The sequence below is a fragment of the Vibrio sp. Of7-15 genome (assembly GCF_022347565.1).
Taxonomy (GTDB): domain Bacteria; phylum Pseudomonadota; class Gammaproteobacteria; order Enterobacterales; family Vibrionaceae; genus NORP241.
On sequence record NZ_JAKRGH010000001.1, the window covers coordinates 587853 to 604594 of the forward strand.

Genomic DNA, 16742 nt, shown 5'->3' on the forward strand with positions numbered 1-16742 from the left:
AACATGCGCGAATAGAAAATGAATATAAATAAAATGAAAGTAGCGATCGTAATCGCTTTGAGTACCAGTCTGTTAAGCGGCTGTATGGGGCAAATGGGGGCTTCACAAATGGTTACAAAAGGGAACTTATCTGCGGTTGATAATCGTTACGGTCGTGCTGGCTTGTTTGTATTACTTAGCCCTGTGTATGGTAATTGCATCGTTGGCTGACTTGTTCATTTTTAATTCAGTCGAATTTTGGACGGGTAAGAACCCCATTACAGGTAAAGGACCTGCTGTTGTTGATCAGCCTGTTGATGCGATCTTTAAGGTTAATGATAAGCTAGATAAATCGTTAACTGAGGTGCCATTGCAAGCAAATAATACCTCATTTGAAAAAGTTGAAATGAGCCAGGTTGATGCAAAAACGCTCGAAATGAATGTCTCTTATGCTGATGGGCGCTCCGAAGTTTTACGCGGTGAAAAAGTGGGGGATACAGTGAATTTCTATTTGAATGAAGAATTTATTACAACGGCTTCATTAACTGAATTAGAAAGTTATGTACATGCGAATAATATTTAAACGAAATTTTATTTTCTAATTAATTACAATGCGACTTTAGTATAAAGGCTATGAGCTTTTAATATGAAACTCATGGCTTTTAATAATATAGGTTTCGAATATTAAACTCCGAACTTTTTTATTAAAAATTTATTTCCTTTAGTTTTAAAATAGAATAGTAGGCTAGCTCAAAAGGGCATTATGTTCTTTGTTTAAACTTTAAAACCTTCAATCAGGGCTTTTTGTTGTTGGGATAGAGTGGTTAAGTTGTCGCTCATGTCTAATGAAGCCTGAGCATCATGAGTCAGCTCCTGACTAATACTTCGTATTTTGGCGATGGTGTCATCTAACTTGAGTGCAATTTGATGTTGCTCGTCACTGGCCGTTTTAATTTGGTTGTTTTTTTGTTGGATGTGATTCATTTCGTGAAGAATTTCATCTAATGCTTGTTCTGCTTGTTGGGCAATATCTTGAACTTGAATTGCCTTACTATTACCTTGCTGTATCGCGGTGACAACTTTTGTTGTGCCTTGTTGCAAGGTACTGATCACAGTGCGTATTTGTTCAACTGAATCTTGAGTTCGGCTGGCTAAAGTACGAACCTCATCGGCTACCACGGCAAAACCACGACCATTCTCTCCTGCCCGGGCGGCTTCAATGGCGGCATTTAAGGCAAGTAAATTGGTTTGCTCGGCAATACCTTGGATGACTTCCAGAATAGAGCCTATGCTTTCAGAGTCTTTAGCCAGTTGATCTACTATTGGCACTGTATCAGAAATTTGCTCAGCCAGCTCTGATATAGATTCGCCTGTCGTGGCGACCACTTTCTTACCATTTTCTGCTCGGTCTTGAGCTGTATCGGCCGCACTAGAGGCTTCATTGGCATTGTCTGTGACTTGTTGTGCCATAGCCGAAAGTTCGGCGGAAGCACTGGCTACATGATCGACCTCTGCGTTTTGGCGCACGACACCTTTGTGACTGTTTTGGGAGAGCTCTGCTGCTTGAAGGGCTGCTTTTTGCGTATCGCTGATGCCGATAGCAAGTTCACTTATGGTAGATTGTAAGCGTGCTAAGAACTGATCGAACCCAGAGCCTAAGCGGCCAAGTTCATCTTTACGCTTTGAATTGACTCTTTGAGTTAAGTCTCCGTCACCACTGGCAATTTCAGTGAAACGCTGAGCTAATTGTTGAAGTGGTGTCGCAATGCGCGCTCCAATAAATAGGCTACTGCCTAACCCCAAAGTAACCACAACCGCAATACTGATGAAAATAAACGTTTGTCCACCGTCTCGCATTAAACGATCTGATGTTTCGGCTAATTTAGTGATATCAGCTAAAACGTAGCTAGAAGGGATTTCGAGTACTAGAGTCCAGGTTTGGTTTTGATTTAGAGGGATTGCAGTACCAATTGATAGGTTTGATTCTCCCCATATAGGAGAGAAGTCGCGTTTTGAACCTAGGTGCTGGGAAAGCTCAGGGTAAAGTGAAGAAAAGGCTTGCCCAACATGATCATTTTTTGAATCATCAGCGACAATCTTATTTTTCTCATCGATGAGGATCACACGACCTGCGCCATTTGCAAATTCATTATCCACCTGATTGATGAAGTTGTTGAGTGAGGTCAGTGACATATCAATGCCGACCATACCAATGGCTTTGTTATTGCTCATGATTGGTAATGTGACTGAAGTCATCAATATTTCATGATCATTTATGGTGTCGAAATAAGGTTGTAGAATGCATTGGGACTTATTCATGATACTGCAACTGTACCAACTGTTTTCGTAAGCGCCATTACTGGCGATGCTGGTATCAAGAAGATCCTCTTCCGTTAATAGTTCACTGACTATTTCGCCTTTAGGGGTTCTAGCCCAGTAGGTGCCAAATCGGCCTGCGCTATTACTGCCATAATCAGAGGCGTTGGCAAAACTTGCATCCTCATTATCCAGTTGATTAGGCTCATAACCGATATAGATGCCTAAATAATCAGTAAAATCTCTTGTACTGTCGCGCAATAAAGTAACCAGGTTTTCACGCAAGGTGCCAGCGTCAATTTTTTTTTCAGTAAACTGCTTTTGAAAAGCTTGAGACTGACGAACAATCATTTCTGCATGGCTGATAACAGAGTCAAAGACTTTATTAACGTTTAAGGCTTGATTTTGAGAGGCCAGTTTAATTGTGTTTTCAGCTTTGAGCGTGAGAATATCGAGGGCTTTTTGATTGACTTGTTGTTGTGTCGTGTAACTGGAGCGTATAGAAACCACTGCCATAATGGTCACGACGAGTGTTAGCACTAACGCACTGATCAAGCTCATTTTCCAGCGAATAGAAAGGTGATTCATGATAGGTAACCATTTCCATATAACTTCAGGCCATAATCAGTTAGGGACTATGTCAATATGGTCTGCCATTTTGTTATAAAGTTAGTCGATCTTTATCAGGTTTGCCTAAGTTCTATTCTCGGTCTATAAGATTAATCCTCTATCAATGCAGTATTTAGCGAGCTCCGCAGTAGAGTGAAGATCTAACTTGTGTTTAATGTTTTGACGGTGTGTTTCTACCGTTCGCACACTGATGTTTAATTCATTGGCGATTTTTTTGCTGCTGTGGCCTTTAGCAACAAGGCTTAATACCATTTCTTCGCGGCGGCTTAGTGGGTTAGTGCGCTGAATTGGCTTGACTTCAACAGGTTGATTAAAAAGGGTATGAGTCACAGAGCCACAGAAGTAAGTTGATCCTTGGTAAACGGTTTTGATCGCTTGGATCATGTTTTCTGCGGAGATCTCTTTCAACATATAACCCACAGCGCCCGCTTGCATGACCTCCATTATGTATTCACGGTTATCATGCATGGTTAACATGAGCACTTTTATATTGGGATCGGCTTCTTTAAGTAGTCCGGTGGCTTCAATGCCTCCCATTACGGGCATGCTGACGTCCATGAGTACCACATCGGGTTGATGAGTTTTTGCTGCTTTTAGTGCCTCCTCACCATTACTGGCGGTTGCCACGACTTGTATATTGGGCTCTGATTCTAATCTTGCGACAAAGCCTTCTAAAACGACTTTATGATCATCAACAAGTAGTACGCGTATATTATCCATTGCCATTTCTTCCCTAGCTATTGGTGATTACGGTGTGGCGGTAAATCAAGTAATACCATGATTTCTGTACCATAATTAGGTTCAGCAGTAATTTCAAATTGCCCGCCAATAAACTCGACGCGTTCTCTCATGTTTCTTAGACCAATTCCCATGCCGTCCAGTGCGCTTTGTACTTTGAATCCTACGCCGTCGTCACGTATGACTAGTTGGAGTAGATCACCCAATTGTTCGACAGTAACTTCTACTAAATTGGCGTTGGCGTGTTTTTCTATGTTGGTGAGAGACTCTTGCACGATACGATAAAGGGTTGTGACTACATCGGGATGTAAGTCGAGCACTTTTGTTTCTATATAAGTATTTACTGTGAGATTGGTGTGATCGGAAAAGTCCGTTAACAGGCTATGTAGTGCAGCTTCTAGCCCAATATCATCCAAAGAGCTTGGGCGTAGATTGTGGGAAATGCGTCTTACTTCATTAATGGCGGTTAATAGAGAGTGTTCACTTTTATGCAAATGCTCTTGAGCACGATGATTAAGGTTAGAGTCAATATGATGAGAAAGCAGTTCTAAATGGCATTTACTGGAAACCAGTAATTGGTTGATTCCGTCATGAAGCTCACGTGCTAAATGTTTTTTTTCATCTTCTTGGAACATAACGGTTTTATAAGCTAACTCTTTCAGGTTTTTATCGGCCAGTTTGTGCTCGTGTAAGTTGATGGCTAAAGTGAGGGCACTAATCACAGCGACAGTGACAGAAAGTAGGGCAATAACGGAGATGAAAGTCGTTTCGATGTTGGTTTCAACAGTGGTACGAATTTCTTCCACTTGTTCACTGATGTCTTCAATATATAAGCCTGTACCAATCATCCAGTTCCATTTCGGTAACCAAGCAGCGTAACTGAGCTTTGGTACGATTTCTTGGGTTGAAGGCTTATGCCAAAGGTAGCGATGGAAGCCTCCGCCTGTTTGCGCTTGATCGATCAGTGATTGAATAATGAAATTGCCATTTTCATCCGTTAGGTTGATGAGATTCTGACCAATAAGCTCAGGTTTTACTGGGTGGACTAAATTGATGCCTTCTTCGTCATAAGCAAAAAAGTAACCATCAGAGCCATAACGCAGTTTAGACAGGATTATTTTGACTTGTTGTTTGGCTTGTTCATCGTCAGGGCGAGCATAATGGTAAATGTGTTCTATGGCACCAAAGGCCAAATCGACACTGTCTTTTAAAGCGATTTCACGGTTTTTGATCAGGTTTTGTTCGAAGGTTTTTACTTCTTTTTCACCAAGTTGCCGGGCTTGATGAATGGAGATCCAGCTGATAGTTGCGGTGATCAGTAGAATTGGAATGAGTGTGAGCAGGATCAGTTTAAATTTTAACGACATAAACCAAGCCTTATTGCTGGTGGTTGTAGGATAAGGCAGAGGCTCCTCACCTTAAATGTTAACGAGAGGTTACAGTATCAACATTAAAGGGTGAGGAGAAGGTGATATCACGGATTACTCGCCTGAGATCACATCCCGTAAAACTCAGGGAAAGCGAGTAGAGACCCTAATACAGCAACTTGAATCAGTATGAAGGGCATGACACCTCGGTAGATATGTCGGGTTGTTACGCCATTGGGTGCAACACCTTTTAGATAAAAGAGGCTGAAACCAAACGGTGGTGTTAAGAAAGAGGTTTGTAAGTTCATGGCGATAAGAATGGCAAACCACACCATATTAATGCCTAAAAGCTCTGCCACAGGTGCCAGAATAGGAACAATAATAAAACAGATTTCGACAAAGTCGATGAAGAAGCCAAGAATCAAAATGACAAGCATGGTGATAATTAAAAAGCCCCACTTCTCTCCGGGGATCTCCAGCATCCATTCTTCGACTAAGATATCGCCACCCGTGTAGGTAAACGCCATAGAGAATGCAGTTGCACCCAATAAAATGGCAAATACCATTGCGGTTACTTTTACTGTCTCGTAGGCGCTGTCGTAAAGCATAGACCACGAACACTGTCGGTAAATTAATGCCAGTATGATGGCTCCGGCTCCGCCAAGTGCCGCTGATTCTGTTGGAGTCGCAATTCCGGCAAAAATAGAGCCTAGTACCACAACAATGAGTGCTAACGGTGGAATGATGGCTTTGAGTGCATCTTTGATTTCATCACTGCGAGAGACACTTTCATCACGGCCAATTGGTTCTGCAGCACTAGGGTTGAGCTTACTGTAAATAATAATATAAACAATATAAGCGCCGACGAGAACTAACCCTGGTAAGACTGCCGCTTGGAATAAATCGCCCACAGGTACACCAAGCACATCACCGAGTAGGATAAGAACAATCGAAGGGGGAATAATTTGCCCTAATGTCCCAGATGCACAGATAGTACCGCAGGCAAGGCCCTTATCGTAATTGTATTTCATCATTACGGGTAGAGAAATCAAGCCCATAGCCACAACAGAAGCACCTACAACGCCTGTTGAAGCCGCAAGGAGAGATCCAACTAATACGGTAGAAATGGCTAAGCCGCCCCTCATGCCGCCAAATAAGCGCCCCATAGAAACCAGCAGTTGCTCCGCTAGCTTGGTTTTTTGCAGTACGAGCCCCATAAAAACAAAGAGAGGGACAGCCATTAAAATGGTGTTTTCCATAATGCTTTGAATGCGGTAAGGCATAAAAGCAAACATTTCAGGGCCTTCTGCCCATAAGCCAAAAATTAAAGCGATACCGCCAAAGGTAAATGCAACAGGGAAACCTAGTAGTAAGGCACCAAGTGCAACAAGAAACATCACTATTCCGATCATGATTACGTCCTGTTATTTATCATGAGAGAGGTGCGGGTTAAAAATGCGATTTAAGGCATGGAGCATCATACCGAGCCCGCTGATTGCCATAAAAAAGAAAGAGAGCGGAATAACGGCTTTGATTATCCAGCGGTAAGCAAGACCTCCCGGATCACCAGAGGTTTCTCCTAACGAATAAGACTCTTTGGCGAAATCGATGCCAAACCACGCGACCAATAAACAAAAAGGCAGCAAGAAAATAAGAGTGCCGAGTAAATCAATAATGGCTTTGGCACGAATACTTAGTCGTTCGTAAATGATATCAACTCGAACGTGGCCACCTGTTTTTATGGCGTAAGGAATGCCGAGTAAGAATACGGCAGAAAAGAGATGCCATTCAAGTTCTTGGAAGGCAATAGAAACATCGTTAAATACGTAGCGCATGACGACGTCGTAAACGACATTAACGAGTAAAAGAAGAAAAAGAGTGGCAGATAACCAACCTAAAAAATCACTAATGCGATTTATTAAACGTTCAATATAAATAAGACTGTGCATGAAAGCTCCACAAACTTGAGCTGAAATGGCTGAAGAAATGTGTCTTCAGCCATAAAGTGAAGTGATTACTGTGATTGGCTATCTAAGTAAGCTTTTAGTGAGATGTCTGTCCATGGACGAACCGTTTTTAAGTAATTTGCTTGAGATTCTAAGATCTCTTTTGCTAGCTCATCTTTAGAGGCTTGAGCCGCAAGTAAGTCGCTATTGGCTTTTTTAATGGCTGACATCACTTCTGGTGGGAAGTTTTTCACTTGAATATCAGGGAATTCAGATTTCATGCTTGACCAGTTTTTGCCATTTTCGTGTGTCGCATGAATGTACATGTCGTACGCTGCGGTACGCATGGAAATACGTAAAATTTCACGTAAGTCTTCTGGTAAACGGTTCCAAGTACGCTTGTTTACTAAAAATTGCAGCTCAGAGCCCGGCTCATGCCAACCTGTGTAATAGTATGGAGCGATTTTGTGGAACCCCATTCGTAAATCGAGCGAAGGACCGACCCATTCCAGCGCATCGATAGTACGACGCTCTAGAGATGTATACAGTTCACCTGGTGCAATGTTAGTGGGTTTGGCCCCTAGTTTTGCCAGAATTTCTCCTGCAAAACCTGGAATACGCATTTTCAGGCCTTTTAGATCTTCAACGGTATTAATTTCTTTTTGGAACCAGCCACCCATTTGGATGTCGGTATTGCCGCCAGGAAAAGAAAGTAGGTTATGTGGTGAATATACTTTTTCCATCAGCTCCATACCGCCGCCATGGTAGAACCATGCATATTGCTCGGCAGTTACCATGCCAAATGGCATTGAAGTAAAGTAAAGGGTATTGGGTACTTTTCCTTTCCAATAATAAGATCCAGAGTGGCCCATGTCGTATTGACCTGATTTAACCATATCAAACACGCCTAATGGGGCTTTGTGTTTATTGGCAGAGTCGATACGGATTTTTAAACGTCCGTTAGACATCTCTTCGGCCATTTTTGCCATGTTCTTTGTGGCATCGCCAAAAATAGGGAAGTTTGGTCCCCAAGTTTCAGCGAGCTTTAAACGGTATACCTTATCGGCGGCCATCGCGCTGCTGCTTGCCATGATTGCGGCGCAGGCACTGACCGTAATGAGTGCTTTTTTTATGGATCTTTTGATAAGACTCATGATTTACGTCCTTGATATGATTGTTGTATTCGATATCAGGTTGGCGAATGTTTGATAGGACTTAAATCAGGGGAATCACGCAAGAAATTAGTGAAAGTTAATCTTCTTTTACTTAAGTCTTACGTAGTTACACGTAGTGGTTTACTGGTGCTTTTTATAAATATCCTATTAAATTAATAGCTTATGACTTCGTGTTTCTTTTTCATTTTACAAAGTCGACTACGTAGTTTTCTTCTTACTTTGTTAGGAGGAAAGTAATGAAACTGTGATGATTGTCAATTTTAGTTTTGTTTGGAGACTTTGATTTAGCCTGTATAGGGCTTGAAAGTACCGCGGAATGAACGTATTCGGATACAGTGCTAGGGTAGATAAAAGAAGGATTGAATTTATCTACTATAATAAGTTAGCGCTTAACTTCAATGAGTTATGATTTCAGGGAGGAATTAATGAAGAGAGCGACTATTCTTATTGCCGTATTTGTACTTACTGCTTGTTCTGATGCGTTTGTTCCACCCAAAGTTCGAATCGCCATTAACCCTTGGCCCGGTTATGAGTTTTTGTATTTGGCGGCTCAAAAGAAATACTTTGCTGAGGTAGGGCTCGATGTTGAGTTGGTCGAAATGTCTTCACTTTCCGATGTTCAGCGTTTGTATATTCAAGGACGAGTAGACGGTATGGCCAGTACCATGATTGAGGCCGTACAAGCGGCGGGGATCACGCAAGTACCTCTTTCGATTGTGCTTGTACCTGATTATTCCGATGGTGGCGATGTGATTGTTGCCAAATCGGAACTGACTTTTTTATCTGATTTAAAGGGGAAGCGGATTGCTGGTGAGATTGGCTCGTTGGGCATGTTTATTCTTGTTAGGGCATTAGAACGTATAGACTTGACGTTAGACGATGTCGATTTCACGCATGTCGAGCAGTTGAATATGCTTGAAAAAATTAAAAATGGAACCATTGATGCTGCGGTGACTTATCCACCATACTCTACAGAAATATTGAGAAATCATGAATTTAAAGAGCTCTTTTCTACGTCGGAAATCCCTCTAGAAGTCATTGATGTTGTTTCGGTAAGATTAGATATGATTGATTCTGATCCCGAATGGGTAGCGAAGTTTCATCAAGCTTGGCAAATGGCACTGGATTATGCCCAAAGAAACCGCGCTGAGGCATATAAAATCATGGCCGATAGAGAAGGGATAACGGTTGGGGAATTTACAGAAGCGTTAAATGGGGTGGCCATTAATTCCTCTGAATCTCAGCCTGAAATATTAAAAAGCACGGTTTTAAAACACAATATCAGTAACGTATGCCGAGTGCTGAGCGAATCAAAAACAGTCAGCTTTAAATGTGCAGATGCAGTGCCTTTGATTACCCCTTACAAGCAAGAGTAATGGAGGGTATATATGAATATATCCACAAAGATTATTGCTCCATTTTTTTTACTCTTTAGTGCTCTTGTCGTTGCCTTATGGATTGGGATTCATTATTTAGCCGATTCACTGATCGAAAGAAAAGTGACTAACAGGGCGCTTGAACTTACCGATACCTTTTTATTGGCGGCAGTGGATAATAAAACGAGTGAGATCATTAAGGTGGTTAGTTCTATCGGCGCTAATGAAGATGTCTCTCATATTGTGCTGTTATCGAGGCGCACCAACATGGTTGTGGCTTCGAATCTAGGGCGTTACCGTAATAAGCATGTTTCTTTTATCGATATAGCCCCTTTACGAAGGTTCATGTTGAAGAGCAGCAATGACACAGGGATTCATCGGCTCTCTTACGAAAATAATGTCCTATATTTTTCCTATCATACTCATTTGCCCGATAATGCATCCCGCAGTTTAGTGCCTTATACGTTGTTTTTAACCATTAATACCAACGAAATTAGCCGTTCAATGGAAAAGCTGTCTCATGAAGTATTCTTAGTGATGTGCTTTAGTGTGCTGATTATTCTCGGTTTTTGTTATGGGCTAATTCGATTCATCGTGTTGAAACCCATTAAAAATATTACAGCATCTTTTACTGATACGAACTTAAACGTTGAGCCAAAAGCGTATATTACGAAGAGTAAAGATGAAATTGCACAGCTTGGCTTTGCTTTGTCAGAGCAAGCGAAAACTCAATATCAGCAACATAAAGAGCTACAAGCATCCAGTCGTGCGATTAAGTCTGCCACACAGGCCAAGAGTGAATTTTTAGCCACCATGACGCATGAAATTCGTACGCCATTAAATGGAGTGATTGGTATCGGTTCCTTGCTCAAACAAACAGAGTTGTCGAAAGAGCAAAGCGAGTATGTACATAGCTTGGTTACGAGTGGCGAGCAGCTGCTACTGATTGTGAATGATATCCTCGATTTTTCTAAGATTGAAGCGGGTAAACTGGAACTAGAGTGTGAATCTTTTTCAGTCCGTCTTATGTTCGAGCAATGTAAACTCATGTTTAGTAACCAAATGATTGCTAAAGGTCTTGAGTTTGTTGTTGATTGCCAGGAAGGAAAGACTCCGTCGTTAATTGGTGATGCGGCACGGCTAAAGCAAGTGATTGTGAATCTTCTAAGTAATGCTTATAAATTTACCGAGTATGGTCATATTAAGTTGAGTATGAAAGTCATCTTGCTTACGGAGAAAGACGCTGAATTTCAAATTGTCATCGAAGATACTGGCATAGGTATGAGTAAAGAGCAGCAAACGCAGCTGTTTAAACAGTTTGTGCAACTAGACTCCTCTTCGACACGTAAAACAGCAGGTACTGGGCTTGGGCTTGCCATTTGCAAAAGTTTAGTTGAAGCGATGAAAGGCTCCATTGACGTTTCTTCTGAGGTTGGTGTTGGTACTCGATTTCGAGTGTGCGTTCGGATGCCAGTAGCAGAGCAGGAGGTTGGCTGTAAAAGCTCTGTGCACCGTTATGTAACGCCGCAACTCAGTGTATTGAAGCCTTTACGTGTTCTAGTCGTTGATGATACCCCTTTAAACCTGAAAATTTTGAATGCCATGTTGAGTAAGATGGGGCATGAGGTGGTGTTGGCAGAAAATGGCCAAGTAGCGTTTGAGCTTTTTACTGAGCAAAGTTTCGATTTAGTGTTTTTAGACTGCTTAATGCCAGTGCTTGATGGTTATGAAACCGCTAAAAAGATACGAGAGTGGGAAAGCAGTGAATGTTTTTGTCCCATTGTTGCTGTTACTGCCAGTGCGCTACAAGAAACCAAAGATAAATGTCATGACGCTGGTATGAATGATTTTATTACTAAGCCTCTTAAAGTTGATGAAATTACGCGGGCATTAGAAAAATGGCAAGGTAAAGCTCGGTTTAAACAAGTTGCCCAATCAGAGCTAAAGAGTGAACTCTGACTGGGCTAGGAGACGATTAGAAAGGCGGCTGATAAATATTATGCTGCTCGCCGTTGTTTGTTAGCTGCTCTAGGACCTGTTTGAAAGGCAGTCTTTCCAGTTGGCCAAACCCTTCCATTTTCCTCGCTCGAACTTTGGTGGCCATTGGGAAAGTAATGCCGCATAAGAAACGTGTTTGTGCCTTATAACTAGGGACAACATGAGTTTCTTTATGAAAAGCGGCAATAAAAGGCTGTAACCACACTTGTAATAAATTGGGGTTGATCGTCAGCCCTTCATAACTGTTTGGTAGCTGAACATTTTTTCCGCGACATACCGAGCAATGATCACATTGTTGTGGGGCGTTGTTATCACCAAAATAACTGGCAAGTTTTGCGCTCAGGCAGCTGGTGGACTCAAAGAAATCAATTAAATTGGCAATGCGGTTGATTTCGTTATCTTCTTTTTGAGTAAAGAGTTGATGTAGATCGGAAGCTAGATTGTACACTTGATTTGGACGTTGATTGACGTGATAAACCTCAGTCATGAGTTTTGTCTCCAGTGCAATCCAACCTTTTTCATGGAAGAAATCTAAAGAGGCAATGACACGCTGACGGTCGGCACCATAGGTTTGCCAGATCACATCAAAATCAGGCGTACACCATACTTTGGCTTGCTTCGAAGCTTGGAATACGGCTGAGACGAACTGTAAGCGTTCCCCTTCAAAATGTTTCAATATGACTTGTGGCTCAACCAAAAACTTGAATTTGTATTCGGCAAAATAGCTGTAAGCTGGGGTGATAATACCGCGCATTTCTAAATACACGAGTAAAGTTTTTAGTGGAAGTTGGCGAATATTCGTATGATTGGATAGGCGCACCAGAATTACTTCCCATAACGAGCGGCCGTTTACGGTTTCAACTGCACTAATTTCGTTGAGTAGTTCTTGAATTGCTTCTTGATCTGGGGTGTCGCCATACACAAAGTTTTCTAATACCGTGAGGTTGTCTTTATTGGCTAGAACGGTACAGGTGGAGTTGTTGCCATCACGGCCAGCACGACCAATTTCTTGGCTGTAGTTTTCAATAGATTTTGGCAAATCAAAGTGGATCACACGACGAATATCGGATTTATCAATGCCCATACCAAAAGCGATGGTAGCGACAATGCAGTGGTGCTCTCCGGCCATAAACTCTGCTTGAATTTGCTGGCGTTTTTCTGAGTCCATTCCCGCGTGGTAGGCTTGCACTTTAAGTCCTAAGGATTGTAAGTGTTCTGCCACCTCTTCAGCGGTGTGTTGTAGCGTTACATACACAATTGAAGGTAATTGATGATCATGAAGCAGCAGAGAAGAGAGTCTTTCTAAGCGTTCATCTTCTGGCACGGCTTCAACGGTTAAATCTAAATTAGAGCGATAGAAGCCAGTAACAACAATGTTGTCTTTTTTAATGGCAAATTTTTCACTCATATCGCTGATCACTTTGGTGGTCGCTGTGGCTGTTAACAATAAAACTTGAGGAATGTTCAGCTCTTTTTGGTAATGAGATAACTTTAAGTAATCCGGGCGGAAATTATGACCCCATTCTGAAATACAGTGGGCTTCATCAACCACCAGCAGTGAGATAGGTACTTGAGAAATGAATGAACGGAATCGCTCATTTTTTAATCTTTCTACTGAAATCATCAAAACCTTAAGTTCGCCTTCGCGCACAGAACGCATTACCTGTTGGCTTTCATCCCAAGTTTGGCTGGAATCTATGGAAGCGGCTGGAATGTTTTTGCTGTGCAGAAAATCGAGTTGATCTTTCATCAATGCCAATAGAGGCGATATAACCAAAGTTAAATGGGGCAGCTGAGTTGCTGGAAGTTGGTAGCAAAGAGACTTTCCAGATCCGGTAGGGAAAATAGCCGCAGTGGATTGGCCGGATAAAATCTTTTCAATGACTTCTTGTTGGCCTGTTCTTAGTTGGTCAAAACCAAAATGTTCTTTTAGGATCTGGTTAAGCATAATCTTGCTACTCAAGTGTTGATATGAACTCATCATACTTCATTTCCAGTATTTTTCGTAATAACTCCTTCATCTCATTGCGATAAATCTCTAGTTCCGCTGCTACTCTTAAACGGTAGATAGTTTTCGCCAAGCTTTATGAGCATTTTGGGGATTCTTCATAGACTGTCGACAACTTTGTTTTAAATTAGCCTTTTCCTTACTTTTCTGTACGACTTTAGTCTTTATTGTTGACAATATTCTTGATTTGACCAGATTTGCAGACTATTTTTTAGTCATTGAGTTTATTTTGTAGACAATGTGATGATGGAAAATACAGAGGTGGTAAATGCTGTCGACAGAAACAGTGTCGAAAAGGTTGAGCCTGATAAAGAGCTGACTAAGTCAGAAAATCTGACAGAGTGTTTAATCGAGGCGATTGTTAACGGAGATCACCCTCCGGGGAGTAAAATCTCAGAGCCTGAACTGGCTCGGCAGTTTGGTGTTAGTCGTGGTCCTTTACGTGAAGCCATGATGCGAGTTGAATCGTTAGGCTTGGTTGAGCGGGTTCCTCATGTTGGTGCCCGAGTAGTGACCATGAGTTTATCACAGCTTATTGATATTTATTCTGTACGCGAAGCGTTAGAGGGAATGGCAGCACGTTTGGCTTGCATCAATATGGCGGAATCAGAAGTTGCATCGTTACAGCATCTCCTAGATACACACAGCGATCATATTGATCAGGTGGAAGGGGCGTCTTATTTTCATCAACATGGCGATTTTGATTTTCATTACCGGATAATCAAAGGGAGTGGGAACCAAAAGCTTATCGGTTTGCTATGCGATGAATTGTATCATCTACTTAGAATGTATCGTTATCAATCGCCACGTTCCCACTCTCGTCCATCAAATGCATTACATGAACATCATCAAATTTTATCAGCGATCCGTGAACGTGATGGGGAGTTGGCAGAATTATTAATGCGTCGCCATATTTCACGAAGTCGAAAATTACTGGAGCAGCAGTTATCAGAATCTTTTGATTGAGCTGCTATTACTTAGAGTATCTATGATTAGGTAGTTAAAGACCTAAGGAGAACATGCAATGAATTTAAGTCCGGGGGCTAAATTTCGGTTAGCAGTTAAGGAAAATAATCCACTTCAAATTGTCGGCACGATTAACCCTTACTGCGCCATGATGGCTGAGCAAGTAGGCCACCAAGCGATTTATTTATCTGGTGGTGGGATAGCAAATGCCTCTTATGGATTACCTGATTTAGGCATAACCACACTTAATGATGTACTGGAAGATGTAAGGCGTATTACCTCGGCATCAACGGTTCCACTGCTAGTAGATATTGATACGGGGTTTGGCGGTGTATTCAATATAGCTCGTACTGTGAAAGAGATGGAAAAAGCGGGTGTTGCAGCGATACATATGGAAGACCAAGTTGCGCAAAAGCGTTGTGGTCACCGACCAAACAAAGCCATTGTGAGCCAGCAAGAAATGGTCGATAGGATTAAATCAGCGGTGGATGCTCGAACTAATGATTATTTTGTGATCATGGCTCGTACCGATGCATTGGCCGTTGAAGGTATGGATGCTGCTATAGAACGTGCGGTGGCATGTGTAGAAGCGGGGGCAGACATGATTTTTCCTGAAGCGGTGAAAACATTAGATCAGTATAAGCAATTTTGTGAGGCCGTTAATGTGCCGGTACTCGCTAACATTACTGAGTTTGGTCAAACCCCGTTGTTTAGTTGTGAAGAGTTAGCGCGATCAGGTGTGGATATGGTTTTGTATCCGTTAACCGCATTCAGAGCGATGAATAAAGCGGCTTTAAATACTTATCAGCACCTGTTGACTACGGGTAATCAAGAAGGGTTGCTAGAGAGTATGCAAACCCGAGAAGAACTTTATCACTATCTTGGTTATCACGGCTATGAGCAAACACTCGATAAACTGTTTGATGCTGATAAATCAAAATAACAGCTGGTGGCTAAGTAGGTTTTTATTAGCGCAAATTTAGAATAAGAAAATAAGCATAAAAACAATAAATCCAATAACGTGAACGCTTTTACGTGCCGTAGAGCATGAAAGCACTAATATAAGGAGCTTGCTATGTCTGATAAAGTCGTAGCTGCAACAAAAGGACATTCTACTCTTGCTGGTGAAGGTCTGCGTGGTCAATGTGCTGGCCATACTTCACTGTGTACTGTCGGAAAAACGGGAACTGGCTTAACCTATCGTGGTTATGATATTTCAGATTTGGCTCATCATGCTGAGTTTGAAGAAGTGGCGTACTTGCTTTTGAAAGGCAAGCTACCAACTCGCGCTGAGCTGGAAGGATATAAAGCCACCTTGGTTGGGTATCGCGGCTTGCCTATTGAATTACGCCAAGTACTAGAAACGATTCCTAAAACAGCTCACCCAATGGATGTGATGCGCACAGGTTGTTCCATGTTAGGTAATCTTGAGCAAGAAAAAGAGTTTGGTGAGCAAGAAGAAAGAGCCGATCGTATTTTGGCCTTATTACCTGCCATTATTTGTTATTGGTACCGTTTTAGTCATGATGGTGTTCGAATTAACACGAACTATAACGACGATGGTGGTGATGAAGATTGTATTGGTGGCTATTTCTTAAAAATGTTGACCGATAAATCGCCATCTGAATTACATCGTAGAGTGATGCATTGTTCATTGGTTTTGTACGCTGAGCATGAATTTAATGCTTCCACTTTTGCTGCAAGGGTATGTGCTTCCACTCTATCGGATTTGCACTCTTGTATTACGGCGGCAATCGGAACATTACGTGGGCCATTACATGGCGGGGCAAACGAAGCGGCCATGCAGATGATTTCTCAATGGAAAACTCCTGATGAAGCGGAAGCTGGCATTTTATCTATGTTGAGCAAAAAAGAAAAAATCATGGGGTTTGGTCATGCAATTTACCGAGAATCGGATCCTCGTAATGCGCTGATCAAAGAGTGGTCGAAAAAATTAGCTCATGACGCTGGGGACACTGTGTTATATCCGGTTTCAGAGCGTGTTGAGCAAGTCATGAAACGCGAGAAAAATCTGTTTTGTAATGCGGATTTTTTCCATGCTTCTGCTTATCACTTCTTAGGTATACCCACTAAATTGTTCACGCCTATTTTTGTTATGAGTCGAGTGACAGGCTGGGCGGCTCATGTGTTCGAACAACGGGCGCATAACCGTATTATCCGCCCGAGCGCGGATTACGAAGGCCCAGAACATCAAGATTGGTTACCAATTGAGAAGCGATAAT

12 protein-coding genes and 1 pseudogene are annotated in these 16742 nt (G+C 41.9%); 6 read left to right on the forward strand and 7 right to left on the reverse strand.

What is annotated here, in order from left to right; translation table 11 throughout:
* Positions 1–18 precede the first annotated feature (18 nt).
* Positions 19–562, forward strand: a pseudogene (locus MHO82_RS02350) (DUF3332 domain-containing protein).
* A 191-nt stretch (positions 563–753) separates the two neighbouring features.
* On the opposite strand, the gene MHO82_RS02355 reads toward MHO82_RS02350, so the two are convergent.
* The 6 genes from MHO82_RS02355 to MHO82_RS02380 form a co-directional block, all read right to left on the reverse strand.
* Positions 754–2883, reverse strand: coding sequence for a methyl-accepting chemotaxis protein (locus tag MHO82_RS02355; RefSeq protein ID WP_239182235.1), 2130 nt, complete (start codon positions 2881–2883; stop codon positions 754–756).
* Between the two features lie 123 nt (positions 2884–3006).
* Positions 3007–3645, reverse strand: coding sequence for a response regulator transcription factor (locus tag MHO82_RS02360; RefSeq protein WP_239182236.1), 639 nt, complete (start codon positions 3643–3645; stop codon positions 3007–3009).
* Positions 3646–3662: 17 nt separating this feature from the next.
* Positions 3663–5030 (reverse strand): cache domain-containing protein, encoded by a 1368-nt coding sequence (locus MHO82_RS02365; RefSeq protein WP_239182237.1) that lies wholly within the window; start codon positions 5028–5030, stop codon positions 3663–3665.
* A 128-nt stretch (positions 5031–5158) separates the two neighbouring features.
* The gene (locus MHO82_RS02370; protein ID WP_239182238.1) at positions 5159–6442 is read right to left on the reverse strand and encodes a TRAP transporter large permease subunit; all 1284 of its coding nucleotides are present in this window, start codon (positions 6440–6442) and stop codon (positions 5159–5161) included.
* A gap of 12 nt (positions 6443–6454) precedes the next feature.
* The gene (locus MHO82_RS02375) at positions 6455–6979 is read right to left on the reverse strand and encodes a TRAP transporter small permease subunit (protein ID WP_239182239.1); all 525 of its coding nucleotides are present in this window, start codon (positions 6977–6979) and stop codon (positions 6455–6457) included.
* A 65-nt stretch (positions 6980–7044) separates the two neighbouring features.
* Positions 7045–8130 (reverse strand): TRAP transporter substrate-binding protein, encoded by a 1086-nt coding sequence (locus MHO82_RS02380; RefSeq protein ID WP_239182240.1) that lies wholly within the window; start codon positions 8128–8130, stop codon positions 7045–7047.
* Positions 8131–8576: 446 nt separating this feature from the next.
* On the opposite strand from MHO82_RS02380, the gene MHO82_RS02385 reads away from it, so the two are divergent.
* Both MHO82_RS02385 and MHO82_RS02390 read left to right on the forward strand, forming a co-directional pair.
* Complete coding sequence (locus tag MHO82_RS02385; protein WP_239182241.1) at positions 8577–9527, forward strand: ABC transporter substrate-binding protein; 951 nt, start codon at positions 8577–8579, stop codon at positions 9525–9527.
* 12 nt (positions 9528–9539) lie between these two features.
* Positions 9540–11486: an ATP-binding protein gene (locus MHO82_RS02390; RefSeq protein ID WP_239182242.1), complete on the forward strand. Its 1947-nt coding sequence runs from the start codon at positions 9540–9542 to the stop codon at positions 11484–11486.
* 16 nt (positions 11487–11502) lie between these two features.
* On the opposite strand, the gene MHO82_RS02395 is transcribed toward MHO82_RS02390, so the two are convergent.
* A complete protein-coding gene (locus MHO82_RS02395) occupies positions 11503–13473 on the reverse strand; it encodes a RecQ family ATP-dependent DNA helicase (protein ID WP_239182243.1) in 1971 nt (656 codons plus the stop codon).
* Positions 13474–13779: 306 nt separating this feature from the next.
* Here MHO82_RS02395 and MHO82_RS02400 point away from each other — a divergent pair, with 306 nt between their 5' ends.
* The 3 genes from MHO82_RS02400 to prpC all read left to right on the forward strand — a co-directional run bounded on the left by MHO82_RS02400 (position 13780) and on the right by prpC (position 16741).
* Positions 13780–14499, forward strand: a complete 720-nt coding sequence (locus tag MHO82_RS02400; protein WP_239182279.1) for a GntR family transcriptional regulator — start codon at positions 13780–13782, stop codon at positions 14497–14499.
* Between the two features lie 58 nt (positions 14500–14557).
* Positions 14558–15442 carry a methylisocitrate lyase gene (gene prpB / locus MHO82_RS02405; protein WP_239182244.1) on the forward strand — a complete coding sequence of 295 codons (885 nt, stop codon included), beginning with the start codon at positions 14558–14560 and terminating at the stop codon, positions 15440–15442.
* A gap of 132 nt (positions 15443–15574) precedes the next feature.
* Entirely contained in the window at positions 15575–16741 is a 1167-nt protein-coding gene (gene prpC, locus MHO82_RS02410; protein WP_239182245.1) for a 2-methylcitrate synthase, read from the forward strand.
* Position 16742: the final 1 nt, after the last annotated feature.

Excerpts from the sequence above, each read along its gene's own strand:
- MHO82_RS02355 (WP_239182235.1), bottom strand. The coding sequence starts at position 2,883 with ATGAATCACCTTTCTATTCGCTGGAAAATGAGCTTGATCAGTGCGTTA.
- MHO82_RS02360 (WP_239182236.1), bottom strand. The coding sequence starts at position 3,645 with ATGGATAATATACGCGTACTACTTGTTGATGATCATAAAGTCGTTTTA.
- MHO82_RS02365 (WP_239182237.1), bottom strand. The coding sequence starts at position 5,030 with ATGTCGTTAAAATTTAAACTGATCCTGCTCACACTCATTCCAATTCTA.
- MHO82_RS02370 (WP_239182238.1), bottom strand. The coding sequence starts at position 6,442 with ATGATCGGAATAGTGATGTTTCTTGTTGCACTTGGTGCCTTACTACTA.
- MHO82_RS02375 (WP_239182239.1), bottom strand. The coding sequence starts at position 6,979 with ATGCACAGTCTTATTTATATTGAACGTTTAATAAATCGCATTAGTGAT.
- MHO82_RS02380 (WP_239182240.1), bottom strand. The coding sequence starts at position 8,130 with ATGAGTCTTATCAAAAGATCCATAAAAAAAGCACTCATTACGGTCAGT.
- MHO82_RS02385 (WP_239182241.1), top strand. The coding sequence starts at position 8,577 with ATGAAGAGAGCGACTATTCTTATTGCCGTATTTGTACTTACTGCTTGT.
- MHO82_RS02390 (WP_239182242.1), top strand. The coding sequence starts at position 9,540 with ATGAATATATCCACAAAGATTATTGCTCCATTTTTTTTACTCTTTAGT.
- MHO82_RS02395 (WP_239182243.1), bottom strand. The coding sequence starts at position 13,473 with ATGCTTAACCAGATCCTAAAAGAACATTTTGGTTTTGACCAACTAAGA.
- MHO82_RS02400 (WP_239182279.1), top strand. The coding sequence starts at position 13,780 with ATGGAAAATACAGAGGTGGTAAATGCTGTCGACAGAAACAGTGTCGAA.
- prpB (WP_239182244.1), top strand. The coding sequence starts at position 14,558 with ATGAATTTAAGTCCGGGGGCTAAATTTCGGTTAGCAGTTAAGGAAAAT.
- prpC (WP_239182245.1), top strand. The coding sequence starts at position 15,575 with ATGTCTGATAAAGTCGTAGCTGCAACAAAAGGACATTCTACTCTTGCT.